The 24,299-nt window shown below is 71.6% G+C and carries 16 protein-coding genes and 1 pseudogene; 5 read left to right on the top strand and 12 right to left on the bottom strand.

Annotated features, from left to right (window positions below; translation table 11 throughout):
• The coding region (locus ACLF6P_RS22395) for a hypothetical protein (RefSeq protein ID WP_415952422.1) at positions 1-809 on the top strand (809 nt) is incomplete at its 5' end.
• Between the two features lie 84 nt (positions 810-893).
• Here the strand turns inward: ACLF6P_RS22395 and ACLF6P_RS22390 are convergent.
• The 6 genes from ACLF6P_RS22390 to ACLF6P_RS22365 all read right to left on the bottom strand — a co-directional run bounded on the left by ACLF6P_RS22390 (position 894) and on the right by ACLF6P_RS22365 (position 13,640).
• The gene (locus tag ACLF6P_RS22390; protein ID WP_415952421.1) at positions 894-2,768 is read right to left on the bottom strand and encodes a GMC family oxidoreductase N-terminal domain-containing protein; all 1,875 of its coding nucleotides are present in this window, start codon (positions 2,766-2,768) and stop codon (positions 894-896) included.
• Positions 2,765-4,378 carry a succinic semialdehyde dehydrogenase gene (locus ACLF6P_RS22385; RefSeq protein ID WP_415952420.1) on the bottom strand — a complete coding sequence of 538 codons (1,614 nt, stop codon included), beginning with the start codon at positions 4,376-4,378 and terminating at the stop codon, positions 2,765-2,767. The genes ACLF6P_RS22390 and ACLF6P_RS22385 overlap by 4 nt, the downstream gene beginning before the upstream one ends.
• A gap of 153 nt (positions 4,379-4,531) precedes the next feature.
• Positions 4,532-6,409, bottom strand: a complete 1,878-nt coding sequence (locus ACLF6P_RS22380; protein WP_415952419.1) for a serine/threonine-protein kinase — start codon at positions 6,407-6,409, stop codon at positions 4,532-4,534.
• Positions 6,410-6,589: 180 nt separating this feature from the next.
• Positions 6,590-9,646, bottom strand: a complete 3,057-nt coding sequence (locus tag ACLF6P_RS22375) for a protein kinase (RefSeq protein WP_415952418.1) — start codon at positions 9,644-9,646, stop codon at positions 6,590-6,592.
• A 189-nt stretch (positions 9,647-9,835) separates the two neighbouring features.
• Complete coding sequence (locus ACLF6P_RS22370; protein ID WP_415952417.1) at positions 9,836-11,827, bottom strand: serine/threonine-protein kinase; 1,992 nt, start codon at positions 11,825-11,827, stop codon at positions 9,836-9,838.
• Between the two features lie 106 nt (positions 11,828-11,933).
• The gene (locus ACLF6P_RS22365) at positions 11,934-13,640 is read right to left on the bottom strand and encodes a glycerol-3-phosphate dehydrogenase/oxidase (protein WP_415952416.1); all 1,707 of its coding nucleotides are present in this window, start codon (positions 13,638-13,640) and stop codon (positions 11,934-11,936) included.
• A gap of 307 nt (positions 13,641-13,947) precedes the next feature.
• On the opposite strand from ACLF6P_RS22365, the gene ACLF6P_RS22360 reads away from it, so the two are divergent.
• The 3 genes from ACLF6P_RS22360 (at position 13,948) to ACLF6P_RS22350 (ending at position 16,113) form a co-directional block, all read left to right on the top strand.
• Positions 13,948-15,219, top strand: a complete 1,272-nt coding sequence (locus tag ACLF6P_RS22360; protein ID WP_415952415.1) for a nucleotide sugar dehydrogenase — start codon at positions 13,948-13,950, stop codon at positions 15,217-15,219.
• A 59-nt stretch (positions 15,220-15,278) separates the two neighbouring features.
• Positions 15,279-15,464, top strand: coding sequence for a hypothetical protein (locus tag ACLF6P_RS22355; RefSeq protein WP_415952414.1), 186 nt, complete (start codon positions 15,279-15,281; stop codon positions 15,462-15,464).
• Positions 15,465-15,573: 109 nt separating this feature from the next.
• The gene (locus tag ACLF6P_RS22350) at positions 15,574-16,113 is read left to right on the top strand and encodes a hypothetical protein (RefSeq protein ID WP_415952413.1); all 540 of its coding nucleotides are present in this window, start codon (positions 15,574-15,576) and stop codon (positions 16,111-16,113) included.
• Positions 16,114-16,212: 99 nt separating this feature from the next.
• Here ACLF6P_RS22350 and ACLF6P_RS22345 read toward each other — a convergent pair whose 3' ends face one another.
• From ACLF6P_RS22345 to ACLF6P_RS22330, 4 genes are all read right to left on the bottom strand, one after another.
• Positions 16,213-17,337: a GuaB3 family IMP dehydrogenase-related protein gene (locus ACLF6P_RS22345; protein ID WP_415952412.1), complete on the bottom strand. Its 1,125-nt coding sequence runs from the start codon at positions 17,335-17,337 to the stop codon at positions 16,213-16,215.
• Between the two features lie 215 nt (positions 17,338-17,552).
• On the bottom strand, positions 17,553-19,055 hold the full coding sequence (guaB, locus tag ACLF6P_RS22340) for an IMP dehydrogenase (protein ID WP_415952411.1): 1,503 nt from the start codon (positions 19,053-19,055) through the stop codon (positions 17,553-17,555).
• A 199-nt stretch (positions 19,056-19,254) separates the two neighbouring features.
• Positions 19,255-19,830, bottom strand: coding sequence for a sigma-70 family RNA polymerase sigma factor (locus tag ACLF6P_RS22335; RefSeq protein ID WP_415952410.1), 576 nt, complete (start codon positions 19,828-19,830; stop codon positions 19,255-19,257).
• 349 nt (positions 19,831-20,179) lie between these two features.
• Positions 20,180-20,791, bottom strand: a complete 612-nt coding sequence (locus tag ACLF6P_RS22330; RefSeq protein WP_003948568.1) for a response regulator transcription factor — start codon at positions 20,789-20,791, stop codon at positions 20,180-20,182.
• Positions 20,792-21,261: 470 nt separating this feature from the next.
• On the opposite strand from ACLF6P_RS22330, the pseudogene ACLF6P_RS22325 reads away from it, so the two are divergent.
• Positions 21,262-21,591: pseudogene (locus tag ACLF6P_RS22325) on the top strand (WhiB family transcriptional regulator); the annotation flags it as partial.
• Positions 21,592-21,812: 221 nt separating this feature from the next.
• On the opposite strand, the gene ACLF6P_RS22320 reads toward ACLF6P_RS22325, so the two are convergent.
• Together ACLF6P_RS22320 and ACLF6P_RS22315 are read right to left on the bottom strand one after the other, a co-directional pair.
• Entirely contained in the window at positions 21,813-22,778 is a 966-nt protein-coding gene (locus tag ACLF6P_RS22320) for a LysR family transcriptional regulator (RefSeq protein ID WP_415952409.1), read from the bottom strand.
• A gap of 179 nt (positions 22,779-22,957) precedes the next feature.
• Positions 22,958-24,127, bottom strand: coding sequence for an RNA-guided endonuclease InsQ/TnpB family protein (locus ACLF6P_RS22315; RefSeq protein ID WP_415952408.1), 1,170 nt, complete (start codon positions 24,125-24,127; stop codon positions 22,958-22,960).
• Between the last annotated feature and the right edge of the window lie 172 nt (positions 24,128-24,299).

The following is a 24,299-nucleotide window of genomic DNA, read 5'->3' as shown; positions in this document are numbered from 1 at the left end:
GCACCAAGCCCGACGACGGCACCAAGCCCGACGACGGCACCACCCCGGACGACGGCACCAAGCCCGACGACGGCACCAAGCCCGACGACGGCACCACCCCGGACGACGGGCAGGACGAGGAAGAAGCTCCAATCTGCGCGGACGCCGACTTCACCGCTTCCCTGTCCGGCCTTCCGACTCAGGTTGTCGCCGGCTCGGGCTGGAAGGAGTTCGGCCTCCACCTCGACAACAGCAAGGGCCAGGACCGTGAGGAGGCCTTCCTCGGCGCCACGCTGCTGTACAAGAAGGACCTCGAGAGTGAGTTCGGCGGCAATGAGCTCGCCTCGAAGTACGCGAAGATCGAATACTTCAACTACACCACGAACCAGTGGGACAGCAACCTGTCCGACGGCGGCTACATCGAAGGGTGGCTGCCCGTCGAGGCCGGTGAGAAGGTCGACCTCAAGCTGCGCCTGAGCGTCTCCGGTGCCGCGCCCGCCGGTTCTGCGGTGGCCATCGCCTTCGGCATCTACTACGAGGGCGAAAACGAGGACTGCTTCCTCAACGAGAGCTGGTACAACTTCAAGATCCTTGCCGCCGGCGCCAAGGAGCCGGGCGGCAACGATGCCAAGCCCCAGACCGGCAAGCCGCCCGTGAAGATCAAGCCCGAGGCGAAGACCAGCCCGGAGAAGAAGATCGAGGGCAACCTCGCCGCCACCGGTTCCAGCTCGCAGCTGCCCGTCATCGGCCTCGTCGGCGGTATCACCGTCGTCGCCGGTGCCGGTGTCGTCTTCGCCGTGAGCCGGCGTAAGGGTGCCGACGCCGCGTAACGCGTCGGGCACACGAACCCGTTGAGGACCTGCGCTCGGAGGGGGGCGCAGGTCCTCGATGTTGTACGGGTCCGAAGGAGCCGGTTACGGCTGCGGTGGGCGGACCTTCGGGATGCCCAGGAACGGCAGACGCAGCGCGCCGAAGGCCGTGTCGGGGACCGTCGGGGACTTCGGCGCGACCGGGGCGAGGCGTTCGTAGGCCGCGTCCTGGGCCGGACGCGGGTCCTCCTCGCCCTTGTTGGGCCAGAGCGACATGGCCCGTTCGGCCTGCGCCGTGATCGTCAGGGACGGGTTCACGCCCAGGTTCGCGGAGACCGCCGCGCCGTCGACGACGGAGATGCCCGGGTGGCCGTACAGCCGGTGGTACGGGTCGATGACGCCGGTTTCCGCGGAGTCACCGATGGGGCAGCCGCCCAGGAAGTGCGCGGTGAGCGGGGTGCCCATCAACTCGCCGATGTTGGAGCCCGCGAAGCCGTTGATCTCCTTGGCGAGGAGGGTGGCGGCACGGGTGGCCGTCTCGATCTGGTTGGGGTTCGGGGCGCCGTGGCCCTGGCGGGCGGTCAGCAGGCCCTTTCCGATGCCGCGCGGCTTGCGGTACGTGGTCAGCGAGTTGTCCAGGGACTGCATGACCAGGCCGATCATGCTGCGCTCGGACCAGCGGCGGACGGAGAGGGAGCGCAGGGACTGGATGGGGTGGCGGGCGGTGTTGCCGAGCCAGGCAAGGACCCGCCGCGAGGAGTACGGGACCTGGAGGATGGTCAGGTTGCCCATCGAGTTGGAGCCCTTGCCGTAGCGGACCGGCTCGATGTGGGTGTCGCCGTCCGGGTGGATCGAGGACGTGATCGCCACGCCCTGGGTGAAGTCCACGCGGGGGACGCCGTGGCGCTTGCGGTAGCGGCGGTTGTCGGTCTGGGCGCCGACCAGGGCCTCGGAGTTGGTGCGGGTGAGGTCGCCGAGGCGGGGCGAGAGGCGCGGGAGCAGGCCCGTGTCCTTCATGCGGTGCAGAAGGGTCTGCGTTCCGTACGTACCGGCCGCCACGACGACGCGCCGCGCGCGGAAGACGCGGCCCGCGCCCTTGCGCTTCCTGTCGGTGGGCAGGGTCGCGACCGCGTAGCCGCCCTGGGCGTCCTCGGTGAGGGAGACGACGGAGGTCATCGGGTGGATGACCGCGCCCGCCTTCTCGGCGAGGTGCAGATAGTTCTCGTTGAGGGTGTTCTTCGCGCCGTGCCGGCAGCCCGTCATGCATTCGCCGCATTCGGTGCAGGCCTTGCGGGAGGGGCCTTCGCCCCCGAAGTACGGGTCCTCGACCTCCGTACCGGGGGCGGCTTTCGAGGCTCCCTCGGCGTCCTCGCCGTCGCCGAAGAAGACTCCGACGGGCGCCATGTGGAAGGAGTCGCCGACGCCCATCGCCTCGGCGGTCGCCTTCAGATGGACGTCCGAGGGCGTCATCGTCGGGTTGAGGCGGACGCCGAGCATGCGCTGCGCCTGGTCGTAGTACGGCTTGAGCTCGTCCTGCCAGTCGGTGATCGACGCCCACTGCGGATCGTCGAAGAACGGCTTCGGCGGTACGTAGAGGGTGTTGGCGTAGTTGAGCGAGCCGCCGCCGACGCCGGCGCCCGCGAGCACCATCACGTTGCCGAGCAGGTGGATGCGCTGGATGCCGTAGAGGCCGAGGGCCGGGGCCCACAGGTAGTTCTTCAGGTCCCAGGAGTTGCGGGGCAGTTCCTCGCGCGTGAAGCGGCGGCCCGCCTCCAGGACGCCGACCTTGTAGCCCTTCTCCGTGAGGCGCAGGGCCGATACGGAGCCGCCGAAGCCGGAGCCTATGACCAGGACGTCGTAGTCGTATTCGACGGCCGCCGCCTCGCCCACGGCCGCCGCCTCGCCCACGGCCCCGGCGTCGTCCACGGCCCCTGCTCCGTCCGTGGCCGCTGCCGCGTCCGCTCGCGTCTCGTCGCTCATCGCAGCCTCAGCGCCTTCATCGCACGCAGGCTGCGGCTCATGAACGCCGCGTACTTCTCGTCGTTCATCCCGAACGACGGCGCCATCGGCATGATCCGCTGGTGCGCCACGGTCTGCGCCTCGGTGTACTTGAGGATGCCCTCGGAGCCGTGCCGCCGCCCGAGCCCGGAGTCCTTCATGCCGCCCATGGGCGACTGGACGCTGCCGTAGGCGGGGGCGTAGCCCTCGTTGATGTTGACGGTGCCGGTGCGCAGGCGTGCGGCGACCTCGCGGCCGCGGCGGGCGTCCTTCGTCCAGACCGAGGAGTTGAGGCCGTACGCGGTGGAGTTGGCCTCGTCGATGACCGCGTCCTCGTCGCTGAAGCGGTAGACGGAGACGACGGGGCCGAAGGTCTCCTCGCCACAGACCGCCATGGGTGCCTCGACGCCGTCGAGGATGGTGGGCTCGTAGAAGTACGGGCCGATGTCGGGGCGGGCCGTGCCTCCTGCGACGACGGTGGCGCCCTTGGCGACGGCCTCGTCGACGTGGCGGGTCACGGTCTCCAGCTGGCGCTCGCCGACCAGGGAGCCCATGTCGGCCCCGTAGGCGAGGGAGTTGCCGAGGCGCATGGCCTTGGTCCGGGCGGCAAAGCGCTGCAGGAAGTCGTCGGCGATCGACTCGTGCACGTAGAGCCGCTCGATGGAGATGCAGAGCTGGCCGGCCGAGGAGAAGCAGGCACGGACGGCGCCCCCGGCGGCCTTGTCGAGGTCGGCGTCCTTGAGCACCAGCATCGCGTTCTTGCCGCCGAGTTCCAGGGAGACGCCGACGAGCCGGGCCGCCGCGCCCTGCGCGACCTCGCGGCCGGTGCGGGTGGAGCCGGTGAAGGAGACGTAGTCGGCGTGCTTGACCACCTCGGGTCCGACGACCGGGCCCTCGCCGAGCACCACCTGGAAGACCTCGGCCGGAAGCCCGGCCTCGATGAGCAGGTCGCGGGCCCACAGGGCGGTCAGGCAGGTCTCGGTGTCGGGCTTCATGACGACCGCGTTGCCCGAGACGAAGGCCGGGAGCGCGTCGCCGACCGAGAGTTCCAGGGGGTAGTTCCACGGGGCGATCTGGCCGACGACGCCGCGCGGGTGGCGCATCTCGGTGACCTTGGTGAGCGTCGGCACCGCGCCCGTGTGGCGCTTCGGACGCAGGTACGAGGGGGCCTTGCGGCCGTAGTGCCGGGCAGCGACGGCGACGGCCTGCACCTCCTCGTGGGCGTGCAGGCGCGCCTTGCCGGTCTCCAGCTGGATCAGGTCGAGCACCTCGGCCTGCCGCGCGAGCACCAGGTCGTGGAAGCGGAGGAGTACGGCGGCGCGCTTGCGCACGGGCGTCGCGGCCCAGACGCGCTGGGCCGCGCGGGCCCGTTCGAACGCCGTGGCCACGTCCTGTGGCGTGGACTCGGGCAGATCCGCCAGCTTCTCGCCCGTGTACGGGGTGTGGTTGGCGGTGCGGCCGGAGCCGACGACGTCACGGGTGAGCTGCGCGATCAGCTCGGGCGTGACCACGTCGGCGGCGGTGCGTGCGCCCGCGGGTGCGGGGGCAACCGGGTTGGTGCCGGTCTTCTCAGGGGCCTGGGCGTCCGTCATGAGCGTGAGCGTACGGCTCCGGGACGTGTTTGTGTACCCGTCGGTAACGGGGCTTCACGGGGTCCGCACACCCTGCCAGTGGTTGCTGGCAGCAAAGGCCCTGATCAGCGGGTTGTCACGGGCTCAGTCAGGGATTTCAGTCAGGGACTTCAGTCAGGGATTGACGACCTTCAGGGTCTTTACCGCGTGCTCGGCGACCTCACGGCCGCGCTCGACGAGATCACCCGCACCCGGGTACCAGATGCGCAGTCGGTACATATCGCCGTTCTTCGCCCGGTAGTACATGATCCGCACCTCGCGCGGCGCACCCGACTCGGTCTTGAAGGTGACCAGGTTCTCGGCCGCCTCCTTGCCCTCGTAGTCGGTGACCTTGGTCTTCACCTCGGCCTCGTCGGAATCGAACTCCGAGGACGTGCCCTGCCTGATCTTCTCCGCATCGGCGTTGGCCTGGGCGCTCGCCGTTCCCGCGATCCGGCCGCTCTTGTCCTCGTCCTTGCGCAGATGCTCGAGGTGGACGCTGATCGACCAGCTGACGTCGCTGTACTGCAGCCAGTACTCGTCGTCCTCGTACTTGTCCGGCTTGTCCGACTCGACATAGCCCTCGGGCACCTCGACGCTCGCGCCGATCGCCTTGGGGAACTTCGGGGTGTACCAGGCGCCGTCCTCCGCTCCCCCGGCGAACGGATCCGCGACCGCCACACCGAGCGCGAGCACCAGCGCGAGGAAGGCCGCGCCCGCCCCGTACAGCAGCTTCCTGCCGACGCGGATGCCGTCCGTGGGGCCGGGGACACCGCCCGATGCGGTCATCAGCTGGGTGGCCGGCTGCGGGAGCGGTGGCCGGACCGCCTCCTCCAGGAGGCGCCGTACGGTCGCCGCGTCCGGGCGGTGCGCCGGGTCCTTCTGCAGCAGGCCGTTGATCGCCTCGGCGAGCGGGCCGGTCGCCGAGGCCGGGGCGGCGGGGGTCGCGTTGAGGACGGACTGCAGCGTGGCCGGGGTGTTGCTGCGGCGGAACGGCGAGACGCCCTCCGTGGCCGCGTACAGGACGACACCGAGCGACCAGAGGTCGGAGGCGGGGCCGGGACGCTGGCCGAGGACCCGCTCGGGGGCGATGAACTCGGGCGAGCCGACGAAGCCGCCCGTGTCGGTCAGATTGGTCTCGCCCTCGATCTGGGCGATCCCGAAGTCCGTGAGCACGACCCGGTCGTACCGGCCGAGCATCACGTTGTCGGGCTTCACGTCGCGGTGCAGGATGCCCGCCTGGTGCGCTGCCTCCAGGGCGCCGAGCACTTCGAGGCCGACACGGGCCGCCTCCCGGGCGCCGAGCGTGCCCTCCTGGAGCGCGGCGCCCATCGAACGGCCCTGCACGAACTCCATGACGATCCACGGCTGGCCGTCCTCGACCGCCACATCGTGCACATTGACCACGGCCGGGTGGTCGAGCCGGGCCGCCGCGCGGGCCTCACGGCGCATCCGCTCGAAGGCGGTGGCGCGCTCACGCTCCGGCAGATGCTCCGGTACGCGCGGCTCCTTGACCGCGACCTCACGGTCCACGGTCTCGTCCTTGGCGCGCCACACCGTGCCCATGCCGCCGTGCCCGAGCTTCGACAGCAGCCGGTAGCGGCCCGCGATCAGGCGGCCCGCGCCCGGATCCGGCTCGGGGTCGGGAACGACCTGGGTCGGCAGCGGAGGCTGCGCGGGGGCGCCGCCCGGCGCGACCGGCGGTTGCGGGGCCTCGGGGGAGGCGGGTCCGGCCGGGTGCGCCTGGGTCGGGGCCGTGGGCCGGGAGTACGGGTTGACGCTGCCGGGGGCGTACGGGTCGCCGGGGTGCGGGCCGCCGCCGTAAGGGTTCTGCGGCTGTCCGGGGCCGCCGCCCTGCGCCTGGCGGGGGTCCTGGCCGTACGACGGTACGGGCCCCTGACCGTACGGCGGTACGGACCCCTGACCGTGCGGCTGCTGCGGCTGCTGCGGCTGCTGCAGCCCGAAACTCGTCGGCTCACCGTTCGGGAAGGGCGCTCCCCCGTCATTGCTCATGAGCACATCCCTATCGTGTCGGCCATGCCGGAATCCAGTTCGGTCACGGAGCCGTGACCGAGCCGGGGGTTTTCGATGGACTTACCGGGCGGGCATCACACCCTAAGCCGCATGAAATCGGGCCTGGTGCCGTACGGACCGGCCTCACGCGAGCGAGGGACGCCGCCCCCGATCGCCGGTTCAGCGCGTGGCTTCGTACGTGTCCACCGCCTGCTCGAAGAAGCGGGTCACCTCGTCCCGCTCGGCCTCGGGGCCCTTGACGAGGACGACGTGGTAGGCGCCGTCGACGATGATGGCCGCATTGCGCACATACAGCTTCCGGCCGCCCTCGTCCCAGGTGAACTGGCCCTCGGCCCGCACCTGCCCGCCCACCTCGACGCGGCGCAGGCCGCCGGAGGTCGCCCAGGTGGAATCGCGGAACGGCTGCAGCTCGCGCTCGTCCTCACGCTGGTAGGCGAGCGGATCGTCGCCGTAGTCCTCGGTGCTGTCGCGGCCGGGGACCACGGTGAGGGAGAAGCCGCCGCCGCTGTACACGACCTGGCCACGGCCGTTGGCCGGACTGCGGTCCCAGCCGGAGGCGACCGCGAGCCGGAAGCCCTCGGTGTCCTTGCGCAGAACGAAGCCCTCGGGCAGGCCGTCCGCAGGCGCGCCGGTCTCCTCGGCGGGCCCCTCCGTCTCCTTCGGCGGCTCCCCGGACTCCTTCGGGGGCTCGCCACCGCCGTCGCCGGGCGACTCGCGCTTCCCGCCTCCCGGCTCCTGCGGCGCCGAACTCGCCGAGCCCGCCGGATCCCTGCGGTCGCCCGAGCCCGAGCCCGCGCCCTTGTCCGCCGTATCGGCCTTCGGCATGAAGTACATCGCGTACGCCATCGCTGCGACGACCCCGAGCAGCACCAGGAGCAGCAGCACCCGCCCGAGCCGTCTCGGGCCGCCGCTGCCGCCCGGCCGGTCGTGGCTCAACTGCCGCATCTGGCGCTGCTGTCTTCGCTCCCACTTCTGGGCCGAGGGCGACATGCGCTCACGCCCGGCGCGCTCGGGGGCGCGGCCGTTGCCGCGCGTGTGCTTGTGCCGCTGCTTCTGCTGCTTCGGCTTGTTCTGCCCGTCCTTCTGCCGTCCCTGCACGTCCTTGCCGCCCCGGCGGCCGCGGCGCCTGCGGACCAGTTCGCCCCGGCGCCGTACGACGGGCAGCCGGGTGCGGTCGTACGCGGGGGCCGGGACGACATGCGCGCCCGCCTCGGCCTCGGGGGCCGAGCGCACGAGGGAACGCAGCCAGCCGCGGAGTTCCTCTATGTCGGGGCGCTCGGTGGGGTCCTGGCGCAGCAGCGATTCGACGACCGGGCGCAGCGGGCCGCACTCCTCGGCAAAGGCGGGCGGTTCGGCGCAGACCAGCTGGACGAGCTCGTAGGCGCTGTCCTCCGGGTAGGGCGCATGGCCCTGCACGGCGCGGAAGAGCAGCGCGCCGAGCGCCCACAGATCGGTGGCGGGGCCGATGGGGGCGGCCAGCTGCCAGTTCTCGTGCACGGGCCCGGCCTGCTCGGGCGCCCAGCGCTCGGTCACGGCCCCGACCACGGTCATCCTTGCCTGCCGCGCGCGCTCCAGCTCCAGCGGAGTGGCGCGCCGCGCACCACCTTGGCCGACACCGGCCAGTTCGTCCCAGCGGGAGGGGGCGTCGGGGGCTTGGGGGGCGTCGGGGGCTTGGGGGTCGTCCGGGTCGTCGACGGGGTGCGGGCTTCCGGTAGCCGGGCCGGGGAAGCGGCCGTCGGCCGCCGGGGACGGTCCGCTGACCGCCCGGCCCGGGAGCCCGTCGCCGTCCGCGGTGTCCGGATGCTGCAGCTGTCCGGGGATGCGCCGGGCGGCGCCGTGCCAGGCGACCCCGGACGGAGCGGCCTCGGGGGCGGCCTGGTGTCCGGGCCCGTCGGACGGGTGCGAGGGCGTGCCGCCTGCCGCACCGTACGCCGCGCCGCCCGTCGCACCGTCCACCCGGACGTCCCGGTCCTCCCGCTCCGTGGCCGCCGGTCCCGCCGAGAGGTGCCTGACCTGGGGGGCGGGCCGTGCACCGGGGCGTCCCGCGACTCCGTACGGGTCGGCTATCCGCCCCGGTGGCGTCGGGGCGGACTGCTGGGTGCCGCCCGGCACCGCTTCACCGGCCGCACCGCCCGGCGGCAGCGTGCGGGCCGCCGCCGCGGAGCGCACCCCGGCGCGGTACGCCGCGATCGCCCCGGCCCGCGCGGCCCGGACATCACCGGCGGGCAGGGCCCGCCCCGGCTGTCCGTACTGCTCCGGACGCCCCGACCCCGCCCTCGTACCGCCACTCCCACCACCGCTCCCGGCCGCACCCCCGTCACCGGCCGGCTGACCACCCGAAGCGGCGCCGTATCCGGCCGACTGGCCGCCCCACGTCCCTCCGCCACCGGCTCCGCCGCCCGCGGCCCCGTCCGACTGCTCCCGTGGTCCGGGCAGTGCGGGACGTTCGCCGGAGTACGTCGCGCGGCCGTCCGGGGCCGCCGTGCCCGGGCCTGCGGGGGGCTGCGGGACCGCGCCGGCCGCCGGTTCGCCCGCCGCGCGGCCGTCGAAGCCGCCGGTCGCGTCCGGGACCGGGTCGTAGCCGCAGAGCGCCTCCTCGGCGGCGCCCGCGGCGAGGCCCGTGAGCATCACCCGGCCGTCGTCGCAGACCAGGACCGTACGTACGGTGATGTTGCGGTGCACCCAGCCGTGCGCGTGCAGCGCGCGCAGCGCGGTGAGCACGTCGGAGGCCACCTCCGCCGCGCGGTACGGGTTCAGCGGGCGCTCGGCGAGCAGTGCGGCCAGCGGGCGGGCCTCGACGACCTCGCTGACGATCCACAGCGAGCCGTCCTCGGCGAACACGTCGAAGACCTGGTCGAGCCTGGGGTGGTCGGGAATCCGCGCCGCCGCCTCGGCCGCCTCGATCGCCCGCCGTACGGCCGGATCGCCGGGGGTCCTGCCCGTACGGAAGTTGCGGGGGTTGCGGGGGTTGCGGGAGCTGCCGGGGTCGCGGGGATCGGCCGGGTTGCGGGGGCCGTTCCCGTACGGCCACGCCTGCGCGCCCGGCTCCTCGATCACCTCCGCCTCGACGACCTCCGGCAACGGCACCTGCCGCACGAGGACTTCAAGGCCGCTGTGCGTGTCGAAGGCGCGTGTCTCCGCGAATTCGTACGCGTCCGAAGGGGGCAGCGGCAGGCGGTAGCGGTCGGCCAGCACCCGTCCCGCATAGTCGTCCACGTCGCCTCCCCGTCAGCGCGCGCACCGCCGATACCTGTGCCGCACACCGCACAAACCCGTCAACTCCGGTCGGAATCCGGCACGTTGCGGCTGCGTACGGTCCGCGGCTTCTCACGATACGTGGCCGCACCGACGTACGCGGCAGGTCTCACGAACCCGCGGCCCGATCCCTGGGAGCTTCCGGCTGGCTCAGTCGCGCGGCTCGAAGGTCCCGAAGGCCGTCTTGCGCAGCTGACGGCACTCCGCGCCGTCCCATTCGCTCGCCTTGCAGCTGATCATGATCGCATAGCCGTGGGTGGCGTCGGCCTTGAAGCCGCGGTTGAGTATCCGGATCCGCTGACCCTGCTGGTCGCGCTCGAACTCCCAGTCGGCGACGGTGGGATAGCCGTTGTAGTCGACCTTGTGGATGCCGAGCAGCTTGAAGTTGGTGCTGGAGCCTGCCACGGCGGGGGCGAGCGAACGCCACGCGGCCGCGGCGTCGTCGGCGGGGCTCGCGTTGAAGTCCACCTGGATCCGCGGGAATCCGCCGTCGGCGCTGTAGATGCCGCCGGAGTTCTGACCGGCGATCGCGGTGCGGCGGAAGTTCTCCGGCATGGCCATCGTGAACTTGAACCGCTCGTCCGTCACCTGCCGGAACCCGGCGGGCAGGCTGTCCTGACCACTCGCACCGCCGGTGTCGCCTTCGCCGTCCCCGTCGCCCTTGCCGTCTCCCTCGCCCTCGCCCTCGCCGGAGTCCGTCCCGGAGCCGCCTTCCTGCTCCTCACCCTTGCCGCCATCGGTCTTGCCGCCGTCGGTCCCGTCCTTGCCGCTCCCGCCCTCGGCCCCGGCGCTCGCGGCGGTGTTCTCGCGCCCGCCGCCATCGGCCTCGTCCCCGCCGCTGACCGCGAACCCGATCACGGTGCCGAGCACGGCAAGCGCCACGAAGACGGCCACGATCAGCTGCGTACGCTTCGGCACCACGTCCCCGAGCGAGGCCTTCGGCGGCTTCGCGGGGCCCGCGCCTCCGGATGAACTCACGGCGGCGGCAGATGCCTTGGCCGCCGCGGGGTCACTGACCGAGGTCTCGGAGACCGCGCCGACGGCAGCCGGCGCCGCCTTGCCCGCCACACCACCCGAAGCACCACCACCCGAAGCACCACCACCCGCAGCACCACCACCCGCAGCACCACCGGCAACTGCCGCACCGGCGGACGCCCCACCCGCAGCAGACGCACCGGATACGGCCGCACCGGAAGCCGCCGGGGCGGCGGGCGCCTTCGGCTCCTCCGGAAGCGGGACGACCTTGGTCTCCTCCGACACCGGCAGCACCGGCTTCTCGTCCACCGGCTCCGGCGCATGGATCACATCGAGCAGCAGCGCCCGCGCCCCCGCGTCGTCGAGGCGCTGGTCCGGGTCCTTCTCCAGGAGCCCGTAGAGCACCTTGTCGAGATTGCCCGCGTGCTCCGGCGGCTCCAGCGGTTCGGTCATCACCGCGGTGAGCGTGGCGATCGCCGAGCCCTTGTCGTACGGAGGGGTGCCTTCTACCGCCGCGTACAGCAGACCGCCGAGCGACCACAGGTCCGCCGCGGGGCCGGGCTTGTGGCCGCGGGCGCGTTCTGGCGAGATGTAGGAGGGCGCGCCGACGAGCATGCCGGTCGAGGTGATGGACGGGTCGCCCTCGACCTGGGCGATGCCGAAGTCGGTGAGGACGACGCGGCCGTCGTCCGAGATGAGTACGTTGGAGGGCTTCACATCGCGGTGCAGGATGCCCTGCTTGTGCGCACTGCGCAGCACGTTCAGGACGGCGAGGGCGACTTCGGCGGCGCGCTTCGGGGTGAGCCGGCCGTCCTCGCGGATGACCTCGGCGAGCGACTTGCCCTCGATCAGCTCCATGACGATCCAGGGCCGGTCGTCCTCGTCGACCACGTCGAAGACGGTGACGGCGCCGTGGTCGCGGATCCGCGCGATGGCCTTGGCCTCGCGCAGGGTGCGGGTGATCAGCCGGCGCTTCTCGTCCTCGTCGATGCTGGACGGGAAGCGCAGTTCCTTGACGGCCACCGTCCGCCCCAGCGTCTCGTCACTGGCTCGCCAGACGGTGCCCATGCCGCCGCGCCCGAGCACGTCGCCGAGCCGGTAGCGCCCGGCGATCAGCCGCGTGTTCTCTCCCTGACGGGCCTCCTCGGACCGCTCACCCTCCGACATGCGTCCCCTCTGCAATCAACCCGCCCTGGCAGAAGGACCATTGTCCCTCACGCCGGGCGGGACGCATGCCGCGGCCCCGGCTATCCGGAGCCTCGACCGGGACGCGTCACCGCGGCACGATCTCCGGCGCCCCCAGCCGTGCCGCGTCCGCCGTCAGGTCATCCGGCTGCAGCTGCGACTCGCGTTCCGCCTCCACCCGCTTCTCGTAGTGCTCGACCTCCCGTTCGACCTGGTCCTTGTCCCAGCCGAGCACCTTGGCCATGAGCTCGGCGCACTCCCGCGCGCTGCGGGTACCGCGGTCGAAGGTCTCGATGGAGATCCGGGTGCGGCGGGTCAGGACGTCGTCGAGGTGCCGGGCGCCTTCGTGCGAGGCCGCGTAGACGATCTCGGCCCGCAGGTAGTCGTCGGCGCCGGGCAGCGGATCGGCGAGCGAGGGGTCGGCGGCGATGAGTTCGAGCAGTTCCTCCGTCATCGATCCGTAGCGGTTCAGGAGGTGTTCGACGCGTACGACATGGAGTCCGGTCCGGGCGGCGATCCGGGCCCGCGCGTTCCACCGCGCCTTGTAGCCCTCGGCGCCGAGCAGCGGGATGTCCTCGGTGACGCATTCGGCGACGCGCTGGTCGAGCCCGTGCACGGCCTCGTCGACGGCGTCCTTCGCCATCACCCGGTACGTCGTGTACTTGCCGCCCGCGACCACCACGAGGCCGGGCACGGGGTGGGCCACGGTGTGCTCGCGCGAGAGCTTGCTGGTGGCATCCGACTCCCCGGCGAGCAGGGGCCGCAGGCCCGCGTACACGCCTTGCACGTCATCGCGGGTGAGCGGTACGCCGAGCACCGAGTTGACGTGTTCGAGCAGGTAGTCGATGTCGGCGCTGGAGGCCGCCGGATGGGCCTTGTCGAGGTCCCAGCCGGTGTCGGTGGTGCCGACGATCCAGTGCCGGCCCCAGGGGATCACGAAGAGCACGCTCTTCTCGGTACGCAGGATCAGCCCGGTGGTGGAGTTGATCCGGTCCTTGGGCACGACCAGGTGGATGCCTTTGGAGGCCTTGACGTGGAACTGGCCGCGCTCGCCGACCATGGCCTGGGTGTCGTCGGTCCACACGCCGGTCGCGTTGACGATCTGGCGGGCTCTGATCTCGTACTCGCCGCCGCCCTCGACGTCCTGCACGCGCGCCCCGACGACCCGTTCGCCCTCGCGCAGGAAGCCGGTGACACGGGCCTGGTTGGCGGCCTTCGCGCCGTAGGAGGCGGCGGTACGGACCAGGGTCGCGACGTAGCGGGCGTCGTCCATCTGGGCGTCGTAGTACTGCAGGGCGCCGACGAGCGCGTCCTTCTTCAGGCAGGGTGCGACCCGCAGCGCGTGCCGCCGGGTCAGATGGCGGTGCATGGGCAGGCCGCGGCCGTGGCTCTTCGCCATCGACATGGCGTCGTAGAGCGCGACGCCGGAGCCCGCGTAGAGCCGCTCCCAGCCCTTGCCCTGCAGCGGGTAGAGGAACGGCACAGGTTTCACCAGGTGCGGTGCGAGGCGTTCGAGCAGCAGGCCGCGTTCCTTCAGGGCCTCGCGCACGAGCGCGAAGTCGAGCATCTCCAGATAGCGCAGGCCGCCGTGGATCAGCTTGCTGGAGCGGCTGGACGTGCCGGAGGCCCAGTCGCGGGCCTCCACGATCCCCGTCGACAGGCCCCGGGTGACGGCGTCGAGCGCCGTTCCCGCGCCGACCACGCCGCCGCCCACCACCAGCACGTCAAGTTCCCGCTCGGCCATGGCCGCGAGGGCCTCCGCCCGCTCGGCCGGTCCCAGTGTCGCTGTCCTCACTGCTGCCTCCCGTCGCCCCTGTGGTCGGGCTCACACCGTCGATTCTGTCCGCAGTCGCCGGGTTCGGCCACCACCCGCTCCCCGGGTTCGGCCGCCATCCGGGGCCGTGGCGTCCGGGGTGCGGGGGCCGTCGGATGCCCTGACCTGCCGACACGCGCGCTGTCCTGACCTGCCGACACTCGCGAAACCACGATCCGCTAATCCGTCATATCGGTCATATTTACCCCTAACCTGACAGTGCGCTCAGCCGTTTGCCTGCCCGGCTTGCGCGTCCCGCCCGTTCCGGTTACTGGGGAAGGTGCTCGCCATGCCCGCGGATCTCGCCATCGTCGGACTCGGCCATCTCGGTCTCCCGCTCGCCCAGGCCGCCGTCTCGGCGGGCATCGAAACCCTCGCCTACGAGCCGCGGCACCCCGAGGAGAGCGCCGCAGAACTCGCCGCCGGACGCCTCCCCGCCGGCGAAGGCGCCCTGACCGCCGCCGAACTGCGCCGGATGCTCGCGACCGGTTTCCGCCCCGCCGCCACCCCCACCGGACTCGGCCGGGTCCGCACCGCAGTGCTCTGCGCCCCCACCCCGCTCGGCGCCGACCGCACCCCCGACCTCACCCAGCTGGCCGAAGCGGCCCGCGCGCTCGCACCGCGGCTGCGGCCGTACACCACCGTCATCCTCGAATCGCCCGCCTACCCGGGCACCACCGAGGACTTCCTGCGCCCCCTGCTCGAAGAAGGCTCCGGCCTCACCGCGGGCCGCGACTTCCACCTCGCCCACTCCCCCGGCCGCTTCGACCCCGGCAACCGCACCCACGGCTACACCAACACCCCCAAGGTGATCGGCGGCCTGACCCCCGCCTGCACGGAATCGGCGGCGGCGTTCTACGGGCGGCTCACCGAGAAGGTCGTCCGCGCCCGCGGCCTGCGCGAGGCGGAGGCGACACACCTCCTGGAGAGCAACTTCCGGCACGTCAACATCGCCCTCGTCAACGAGCTCGCGGTGCTCTGCCACGACCTCGACGTCGACCTGTGGGACGTCATCCGCTGCGCCGAGACCAAGCCTTACGGCTTCCAGGCCTTCCGCCCCGGACCCGGCGTCGGCGGGCACGCGCCCGCCCTCGACCCCGCGTACCTCCCGCACACCGCCCACGCCCCCGGCCATCCGCTGCGCCTGGTCGGCCTGGCGCAGGAGGTCAACCAGCGGATGCCGCAGTACGTCATCCAGCGCGCCGCCATGCTCCTCAACGAGCACGGCAAATCGGCCCGCGGCGCGCGGATCCTCCTCCTCGGCGTCACCTACAAGCCGGACATCGCGGACCAGGAAGGCACCCCGGCCGAGGAGATCGCCACGCGCCTCATGCAGATGGGCGCCTCGATCAGCTACCACGACCCGCACATCCCGCACTGGCGCGTCCTCGGCCACCCGGTCCCGCGCGCCGACACCCTCTACGAATCCGCCGCGGCCGCCGACCTCACCCTCCTGCTCCAGCCCCACCGCACGTACGACCTGCAGGGCCTGGCGGTGAAGGCCCAGCTGCTCCTTGACACGCGGGGGGTCACGCCGGTGGGGGCGGCACACCGGTTGTAGGCGGGGCCCCTTGGCGATATTCGCTGCACGGGCGTGGCGCACGGGCCTACCGTGAACGCATGGCTGCGCACCTGAGGTTCCTCCGCGCCCTGCGCCTGCTCGTACGGGAGAGGTGGCTGCGCCAGGCACGCACCGACGCCGAGCGCCTCGCGGACGAGGACCTCGACGCCGAGGCGGACGCGTGGCGACACCCGCGGCGCCCGGTGCCGGCCGGGGCGCCGGGTAGCTGCGGAGGTGCCGGGTAACCGCTGGGCCCCGTTGCAAGCGGCTGCTAGCCTGCGGCGTCGTTCGTCGTACTGGTGTGCGCCGCTCTCGGACGAGTGTGCGCAACCGTTCTTGGGGGGGATCACCCGCATGTCTCAGCAGTACCCGCCGCCGCAGCAGCCTGCGGGCGGCAACCCGTTCGGCCAGCAGGCCCCGTTCCAGCCCGCCCCGCCGGCCCCGCCCGCCCCGCGCACCGGCAACGTGGCGCTCGCCGTCCTCGTGGGCCTGGTGGCGATGATCGTCGGCGCAGCCGCGTACGGCGGTCTGATGCGCGCCTTCGCGGACGACGAAGGCGGCTACACCGAGATCGGCTACGTGGCCGTCGGTGTCGGCGCCCTGGTCGGCTTCGCGGTCGGCAAGCTCGGCGGCCGCAACCCCGTACTGCCCATCGTCAGCGCGGTGCTCGCCGTCGCGGGTGTCTACATGGGCCAGATCTTCGGCCTGTGCCTGGTCGCCAGCCACTTCTTCGAGGCCCAGTTCGGAGCCGATCTGTCCTGGACCGAGTTCGTCACGCACGAGGAGCTCAACGCCTTCGACGTGTGGTCGGAGGATTCGGCCCCGATGGCGTTCCTCTTCCTCGCCATCGGCGGCTTCGTCGGCTTCAGTTCCGCCAAGAAGGCCGGCGGCTGACCCACGGCAGCACACACAGAAGGGGCCCGCATCCGCCGGTTGGCGGTGCGGGCCCCTTCCGTGCGTACGAGCGGAAGCCCACCCCCGTACGAGAAGACCTCAGCGCTTGTGCTGCGCGTCCGCCACCGTGACCTCGACGCGCTGGAACTCCTTGAGCTCGCTGTAGCCGGTCGTGGCCATCGAGCGGCGCAGGGCGCCGAAGAGGTTCATGGAGCCGTCGGGGCTGTGCGAGGGGCCGGTGAGGATCTCCTCGGTGGTGCCGACCGTGCCCAGGTCGACCTTCTTGCCACGCGGCACGTCCTCGTGCACGGCCTCCATGCCCCAGTGGTGCCCGCGGCCCGGCGCGTCGGTGGCGCGGGCGAGCGGGGAGCCCATCATCACGGAGTCGGCGCCGCAGGCGATCGCCTTCGGCAGATCGCCCGACCAGCCGACACCGCCGTCGGCGATGACGTGCACATAGCGGCCGCCGGACTCGTCCAGGTAGTCGCGGCGCGCGGCCGCGACATCGGCGACGGCGGTCGCCATCGGGACCTGGATGCCGAGGACGTTGCGGGTGGTGTGCGCGGCGCCGCCGCCGAAGCCGACGAGGACGCCCGCCGCGCCGGTGCGCATCAGGTGCAGAGCGGCGGTGTACGTGGCGCAGCCGCCGACGATGACCGGGACGTCGAGCTCGTAGATGAACTGCTTGAGGTTCAGCGGCTCGGCGGCGCCGGAGACGTGCTCGGCGGAGACCGTCGTACCGCGGATGACGAAGATGTCCACCCCGGCGTCGACGACGGCCTTGGAGAACTGCGCGGTGCGCTGCGGGGAGAGCGCGGCGGCGGTGACCACACCGGAGTCGCGCACCTCCTTGATGCGCTGCCCGATCAGCTCTTCCTTGATCGGCTCGTCGTAGATCTCCTGGAGGCGGCGGGTCGCCGTCTCGGAGTCCAGTTCCGCGATCTCGTCGAGCAGCGGCTGCGGGTCCTCGTAACGGGTCCACAGGCCTTCGAGGTTGAGCACCCCGAGGCCGCCGAGCTCGCCGATGCGGATCGCGGTCTGCGGGGAGACCACGGAGTCCATGGGGGCCGCCAGGAACGGCAGCTCGAAGCGGTAGGCGTCGATCTGCCAGGCGATCGAGACCTCCTTCGGGTCCCGCGTACGACGGCTCGGGACGATCGCGATGTCGTCGAACGCGTACGCGCGGCGGCCGCGCTTGCCGCGCCCGATCTCGATCTCAGTCACTTGGGAGGTGCCTTTCCCTCGGGGTACTTCTGGGCCTGTGCATCCTGGCCCGGTACTTCTGGGCCCGGTACTTGTGGGCCTGCGCGTCCAGTATCCCTGACGCAGCAGGAAGGGGCGGCCCCGGTAATCCCGGGCCGCCCCGTCGCGTACGGCGGATGCTGCTCGCGGTGCCGCCCGCGGCTGCCCGCGGCTGCCCGCGGCTGCTGCGGCGGATGCTACTTGCGGCTGTAGTTCGGCGCCTCGACCGTCATCTGGATGTCGTGCGGGTGGCTCTCCTTGAGGCCCGCGGAGGTGATGCGCACGAAGCGGCCCTTGGACTCCATCTCGTCGATGGTGGCGGCGCCCACGTACCCCATCGTCTGGCGCAGACCGCCGACGAGCTGGTGCAGCACGTTGGCCAGCGGGCCGCGGTAGGGCACCTGGCCCTCGATGCCCTCGGGCACGAGCTTGTCGTCGGTGGCGACCTCGGCCTGGAAGTAACGGTCCTTCGAGTACGAGCGGCCCTGGCCGCGCGACTGCATGGCACCGAGCGAGCCCATGCCGCGGTACGACTTGAACTGCTTGCCGTTGATGAACATCAGCTCGCCCGGCGACTCCTCGCAGCCCGCGAGCAGCGAGCCGAGCATCACCGTGGAGGCACCGGCGGCGAGCGCCTTGCCGATGTCGCCGGAGTACTGCAGACCGCCGTCGCCGATGACCGGGACACCGGCCGCCTGCGCGGCGAGCGCCGCCTCGTAGATGGCGGTGACCTGCGGGACGCCGATGCCGGCGACCACGCGGGTGGTGCAGATGGAACCGGGTCCGACGCCGACCTTGACGCCGTCGACGCCGGCGTCGATGAGGGCCTGGGCGCCGTCGCGGGTGGCGACGTTGCCGCCGACCACGTCCACGTTCACCGCGGACTTGATCTTCGACATCCAGCTCAGGGCGTTGCTGTTGTGGCCGTGCGAGGTGTCGACGACGAGGAAGTCCACACCTGCGGCGGCGAGCGCCTGGGCGCGCTCCAGCGCCTCGGGGCTCGCGCCGACCGCGGCGCCGACGAGGAGACGGCCCTCGGCGTCCTTCGCCGCGTTCGGGTACTGCTCCGCCTTGACGAAGTCCTTGACGGTGATGAGGCCCTTGAGGACACCGGCGTCGTCGACCAGCGGCAGCTTCTCGATCTTGTGGCGGCGCAGCAGCTCCATGGCGTCCACACCGGAGATGCCGACCTTGCCGGTGACCAGCGGCATCGGCGTCATGACCTCGCGCACCTGGCGCGAGCGGTCCGACTCGAAGGCCATGTCACGGTTGGTGACGATGCCGAGCAGCTTGCCGTTGCCGTCGGTGACCGGGACGCCGGAGATGCGGAACTTCGCGCAGAGCGCGTCCGCCTCGGCGAGGGTCGCGTCCGGGTTCACGGTGATCGGGTCGGTGACCATGCCGGACTCGGAGCGCTTCACGAGGTCGACCTGGTTGACCTGGTCCTCGACGGACAGGTTGCGGTGCAGCACACCGACGCCGCCCTGCCGGGCCATGGCGATCGCCATCCGCGCCTCGGTGACCTTGTCCATCGCGGCGGAGAGCAGCGGGATGTTCACGCGCACGTTGCGCGAGATGCGGGACGAGGTGTCGACCGCGTTCGGCAGGACCTCCGACGCGCCCGGCAGCAGCAGCACGTCGTCGTAGGTCAGCCCGAGTGTCGCGAATTTTCCGGGCACTCCGTCGACGTTTGCAGTCATGACACCTTCCCCAAATGGCCTTGATCGGTGCGGATGTCCATGCTAACGGCCCGGGGAGGTGTCTCATTCCACGAGCAAGATCATCGCCATTCTTTGTACGTTCACACGTACGGCGGTGCGCAGGCGCGTGGGCGGGCGGGCGCGCGGGCGGGCAGTTCGGGCAGAGGTCGGGCGCCGGGTGCGGGCCCGGGCTGCCCGGCTACTGCTCGGCCAGCGCCCTGAGCCTGCTCAGTGCCCGGTGCTGTGCGACGCGCACCGCACCGGGGGACATCCCCAGCATCTGTCCGGTCTCCTCCGCGGTGAGACCGACAGCGATCCGCAGGAGCAGCAGCTCGCGCTGTGTCTGCGGAAGATTGGCGAGCAGTTTCTTGGCCCATTCGGCGTCACTGCTCAACAGCGCGCGTTCCTCGGGCCCGAGCGAGTCGTCGGGCCGCTCGGGCATCTCGTCGCTCGGCACGGCGGTCGAGCCGGGGTGACGCATGGCGGCGCGCTGCAGATCGGCGACCTTGTGTCCGGCGATGGCGAAGACGAAGGCCTCGAAGGGCCGCCCGGTGTCCTTGTAGCGCGGCAGTGCGAGCAGCACCGCCACGCAGACCTCCTGGGCGAGGTCCTCGACGAAGTGCCGTGCGTCGCCCGGCAGCCGGGAGAGCCGCGTGCGGCAGTAGCGCAGCGCGAGCGGGTGGACATGGGCGAGCAGATCGTGTGTGGCCTGCTGATCGCCCTCGACGGCACGCTGAACGAGGGCACCCACTGTGCTTGTCCCGTCCTCGCGCATCGGACCATGGTGCCTTGACGTCTTCCGGTCCGCGGCACCGCGTCCATAGTTGTGCACCGAAGCGTTATGAGCAGGTGCGCCGGAACTCATCCGCTGCGCCCTCCCCTCCCGCTCGACCGACTCGTCCCCGAGGAACTCCACACCTCAAGGATGCGGCATCGCGCGGGAAACTGGCCAAACCGCTCCCGGAGAGACCCCTTCGGCCTAGGGCGTGTTTCGAAAGTCGCCCTAGCCACCGGCCCGCCCGCGCGGCCGCGGGCGGGACTGGTCGGTGACAGCCGGAAGCGGACTCCGAACCGGGGCTCACCTGCCGCGAAACCGTTGCCGGACGGTTTCGGGGCGGACCGGCTCAGCGGACCAGACCCCAGCGGAAACCCAGCGCCACGGCATGCGCACGGTCGGAGGCGCCGAGCTTCTTGAAGAGCCGGCGCGCATGGGTCTTCACGGTGTCCTCGGAGAGGAAGAGCTCGCGTCCGATCTCCGCGTTGGACCGCCCGTGGCTCATGCCTTCGAGCACCTGGATCTCCCGCGCGGTCAGCGTCGGCGCGGCACCCATCTCGGCCGAGCGGAGCCGACGCGGGGCGAGCCGCCAGGTGGGGTCGGCGAGCGCCTGGGTGACGGTGGCGCGCAGCTCGGCGCGTGAGGCGTCCTTGTGCAGATAGCCGCGGGCACCGGCGGCGACCGCGAGCGCGACACCGTCCAGATCCTCCGCGACGGTGAGCATGATGATCCGGGCGCCCGGATCGGCGGAGAGCAGCCGGCGCACGGTCTCGACACCGCCGAGCCCCGGCATGCGTACGTCCATGAGAATCAGGTCCGAGCGGTCGGCGCCCCAGCGGCGGAGGACTTCCTCGCCGTTGGCCGCCGTCGTCACTCGCTCTACACCGGGCACGGTCGCGACCGCACGGCGGAGCGCCTCGCGGGCAAGCGGGGAGTCGTCGCAGACGAGGACGGAAGTCATGACTGTCGTCCTCCGCGGCTCCTGCAGCTGATGCGCGTCACCTTGAGCCTCCAGGCTGTGAATCGTCACCTGAGCGGTTGACACCCTCGGACACCTGCCCGAGCGCTTCCCTTTTCAACCGCCTCCGCACTCTCAACGACGGTCACTCGAAAGAGTTACGGGTCGGTCGGCTGCCATCGGCACTCTACGTGATGGGCCCCTCACGGCACCGTGATCGCGGGGATCGGAGCGGCGCCGGGGTGGGGCGAGGCGCCGAGGGTTCACCGAAAGCTGTGCCCCATTCAGCCGCTTTTCTTCCCTTTCGGTGGTGTCTGTGACTAGATTCGCAACCAGTCATATTTACATCTACTCAGACAGGAACAGTCAGGAGATGTACGGCACGGGCGGTCCGTCCGGCCTGGGGCCGGGCAGCCGCTCAGGCCCGCGCCGGGCATCGGATCCGCTTCAGAACGGCTGCAAGGGGACAAGCAATGGCAGATTTCTCCCGCCTTCCCGGACCGAACGCCGACCTGTGGGACTGGCAGCTGCTCGCAGCCTGCCGCGGGGTCGACAGCTCGCTCTTCTTCCACCCGGAGGGCGAGCGCGGCGCGGCACGGAGCGCGCGCGAGAACTCGGCCAAGGAGGTCTGCATGCGCTGTCCGGTACGTGCCGAGTGCGCGGCGCACGCGCTCGCGGTACGTGAGCCCTACGGCGTATGGGGCGGCCTGACCGAGGATGAACGCGAGGAGCTCATGGGACGGGCCCGCAACCGGCTCGTCACGGCGACGAGCCCGGTGTCGCCGGGGTCAGTCCCGCCCGGTTCCGTCTCGCCGAGCACGATGGCGTCGGGCTCCGTCTCGCCGAGCACGATGGCGTCGGGCTCCGTCTCGGCAGGCGCGATGTCGCCGGGGTCCGTTCCGGCAGGCACCGTGGCGTCGAGCACTGTCCCGGCCCACTGAGGAAGAGTTCGGCCGGTCGGCTGCCGAAACGTTTTTCCAGGGCAGCCGACCGCTCTTCCGAAGCGGAGTTCGGCAACAGCTTCTCAGCGCGTGACCGCCTCCGGCAGCCCGCCGGCGGCCGCCGCGAGCTGGTCCAGGGTGGCCGCGACAGTCGGCACCCGGGCGAGGTCCGGCAGCGTGAGCGCCACGATCTCGCGGCGTACGGCAGGCTCCACCGCGACCGCCCTGGCCCCCTTCGTACGGACCGAATCGAGCGCGAGCCGGGGCAGCACCGCGACACCGAGACCCGCACCCACCAGGCCGATCACGGCCGGATAGTCATCGGTCGCGAAGTCGATGCGCGGGGTGAAACCGGCGCCCTCGCAGACGTCGACCAGCTGGCGGCGGCAGCGCGGGCAGCCCGCGATCCACGACTCATCGGCGAACTCGGCGATGGACACCGCCTCCTCGCCCGCCAGCCGGTGCCGCTCCGGGATCAGGCCGACCAGCCGGTCGGCGAGCAGGGGCCGTACGACCAGATCGCTCCAGTCGTCGTCCTGCTGCGCCGCACCCCCGTCCGCCCGGCTCCCACCCTCCCCCCGGGCGCCGTCGCGCGCCTCGTACCGGAAGGCGAGCGCGATGTCGCAGTCGCCCTCGCGGAGCATCTCGACCGAGCGCGGCGGCTCGGCCTCCACGAGCGAGACCCGGGTGCCGGGGTGCTCGGCGCGCAGCGCGGCGAGGGCGGAGGGGACGAGCGCGGAGCTGCCGCTGGGGAAGGAGACGAGCCGGACCCGCCCGGCCCGGAGCCCGGCGATCGCGGCGACCTCCTCCTCGGCCGCGGTGAGCCCGGCGAGAATGCCCGCCGCATGCCTGACCAGCGCTTCCCCGGCCTGCGTGAGGCGCATCTCGCGGCCGGTGCGGATCAGCAGCGGGGTGCCCGTCGAGTGTTCGAGCGCCTTCATCTGCTGGCTGACGGCCGGCTGCGTACAGCCGAGTTCGCGGGCCGCGGCGGAGAAGGAGCCGGTGGCGGCGACGGTGCGCAGTACGCGGAGGTGACGGGCCTCGATCATGACATCAATCATAAGCGGGCCTTGGAGGGTGCCGCCCGAATCCACTCGACGGCTTGGAGATCATTCTCTACCGTCACCTTCTCGGCCGTGAACTGCCGAGCTGTATTGCTCGGTCGTTCACACTTTGTCGCGCTCCCGACTACCCCCTACAACGGGACGGTCACGGGTCGCATCTCGCTTCAGGTCCCGGATGGGGATGCTGGAGCGACGGGCATGGTGACGAATGCCCACGCCGAGCGTGCGCGGTCGCGCACGTTGACCCCGGCGACGAGGTCGGCCGGGCCAGCGAGACCGCACCGACGACAGGAGAAGTGGTCCCGGTCGGGCCGGTTGGCCCGCTCGGTGTGCCCGCAACGCGGGCAGCGCTGCGAGGTGTAGGCCGCATCCACCTCAAGGAACGGCACCCCTGCCCGGCGGGCCTTGTAGGCGAGGTGCTGGCCGAGCTGGTGGAAGGGCCAGGAGGAGAGTGTTGCCCGCTGGTCGCGGCGTAGCCGTGCCCGGTCCCGGATCCCGCCGAGTGCTTCGACGGCGATCCCTCTCCCGGTGCGTTGCGCAACGACAACGATCTCCTTGCTGATCCGGTGGTTCATGTGCGTGGCATGGCGCCGCTCCTTCTTGGCCCGACGCTTGAGGCGGCGCGTGGCCGAGCGAGTCTGCTTGGCCTGGAGTTCAGCGCGTTTACGGGCCTGCCAGCGCCGGTAGCGCGACAGACGACGCCCCTGGTAGTTGGTGTCGTCACTGGTGGTGGCAAGATTGATGACACCCCGGTCCACCCCGATGAAGTCGACCGGTTCATACACGTCCGGGTCGGGAATCTCGCAGGTGGCGTTCAGGAACCACTTCCCGTCGCGGAACAGCAGATCACTCTCACCCTTGCGGTACGCGGTCAGCGCCTTCAGCTGTTCCGGCGAACCCGCGAAGGCAATCCCCCGCAACCGCCCACGCACGGTCCAGATCGACACCGTGCGGGCATCGAACTGCCAGGACAGACACCGGTCGTCGAACGGCTGCGCGGCCAATGGCCGGAACGCGATCGCGGAGCCGGTGGCTTTGCGGTGCCGCTTCGACCCGACCGGGCCCAGATTCCCGGCCTTCACATTGGCGCGCAGCGTGGCATACGCGTCGACGACCTTCTTCACCACCCGCACGGCAGGCTGCGCGGACAGCCCGAACCCTGCCTTCAACTCGGCGTACACGGCCTTCTGCAGGCCATTACGACTCCGCACCCCCGTCGCGTACGCGACGGCCGAGGCACGGTCAGCGGCCTGGTTGCAGGCACGCAGGGTCGCCTCAAGCGCCGCCGCCTGCACGGGCGTCGGCAGCAGCTTCACGCGCACCACCAGCTTCACGGCCCCGACGCTAGTGCGACGATCCGACACCCGTACCCAACATCCCACTCATTCGTCATGATCAGTGATCACTCGTGCACACATTCGCATCCCCCGACTCCGTCGGGAAGCCACGGCAGGAGCTCCGCACCCGCATCCAGACTGATGCGGCGACGCTCCGCGTCGCAGTCAC

It is taken from the genome of Streptomyces lothianensis, assembly GCF_047779955.1.
In the GTDB taxonomy this organism is placed as follows: Bacteria; Actinomycetota; Actinomycetes; order Streptomycetales; family Streptomycetaceae; genus Streptomyces.
The sequence above is the reverse complement of the archived record's forward strand: the minus strand, read 5'-3'. Positions and strand labels throughout refer to the sequence as shown.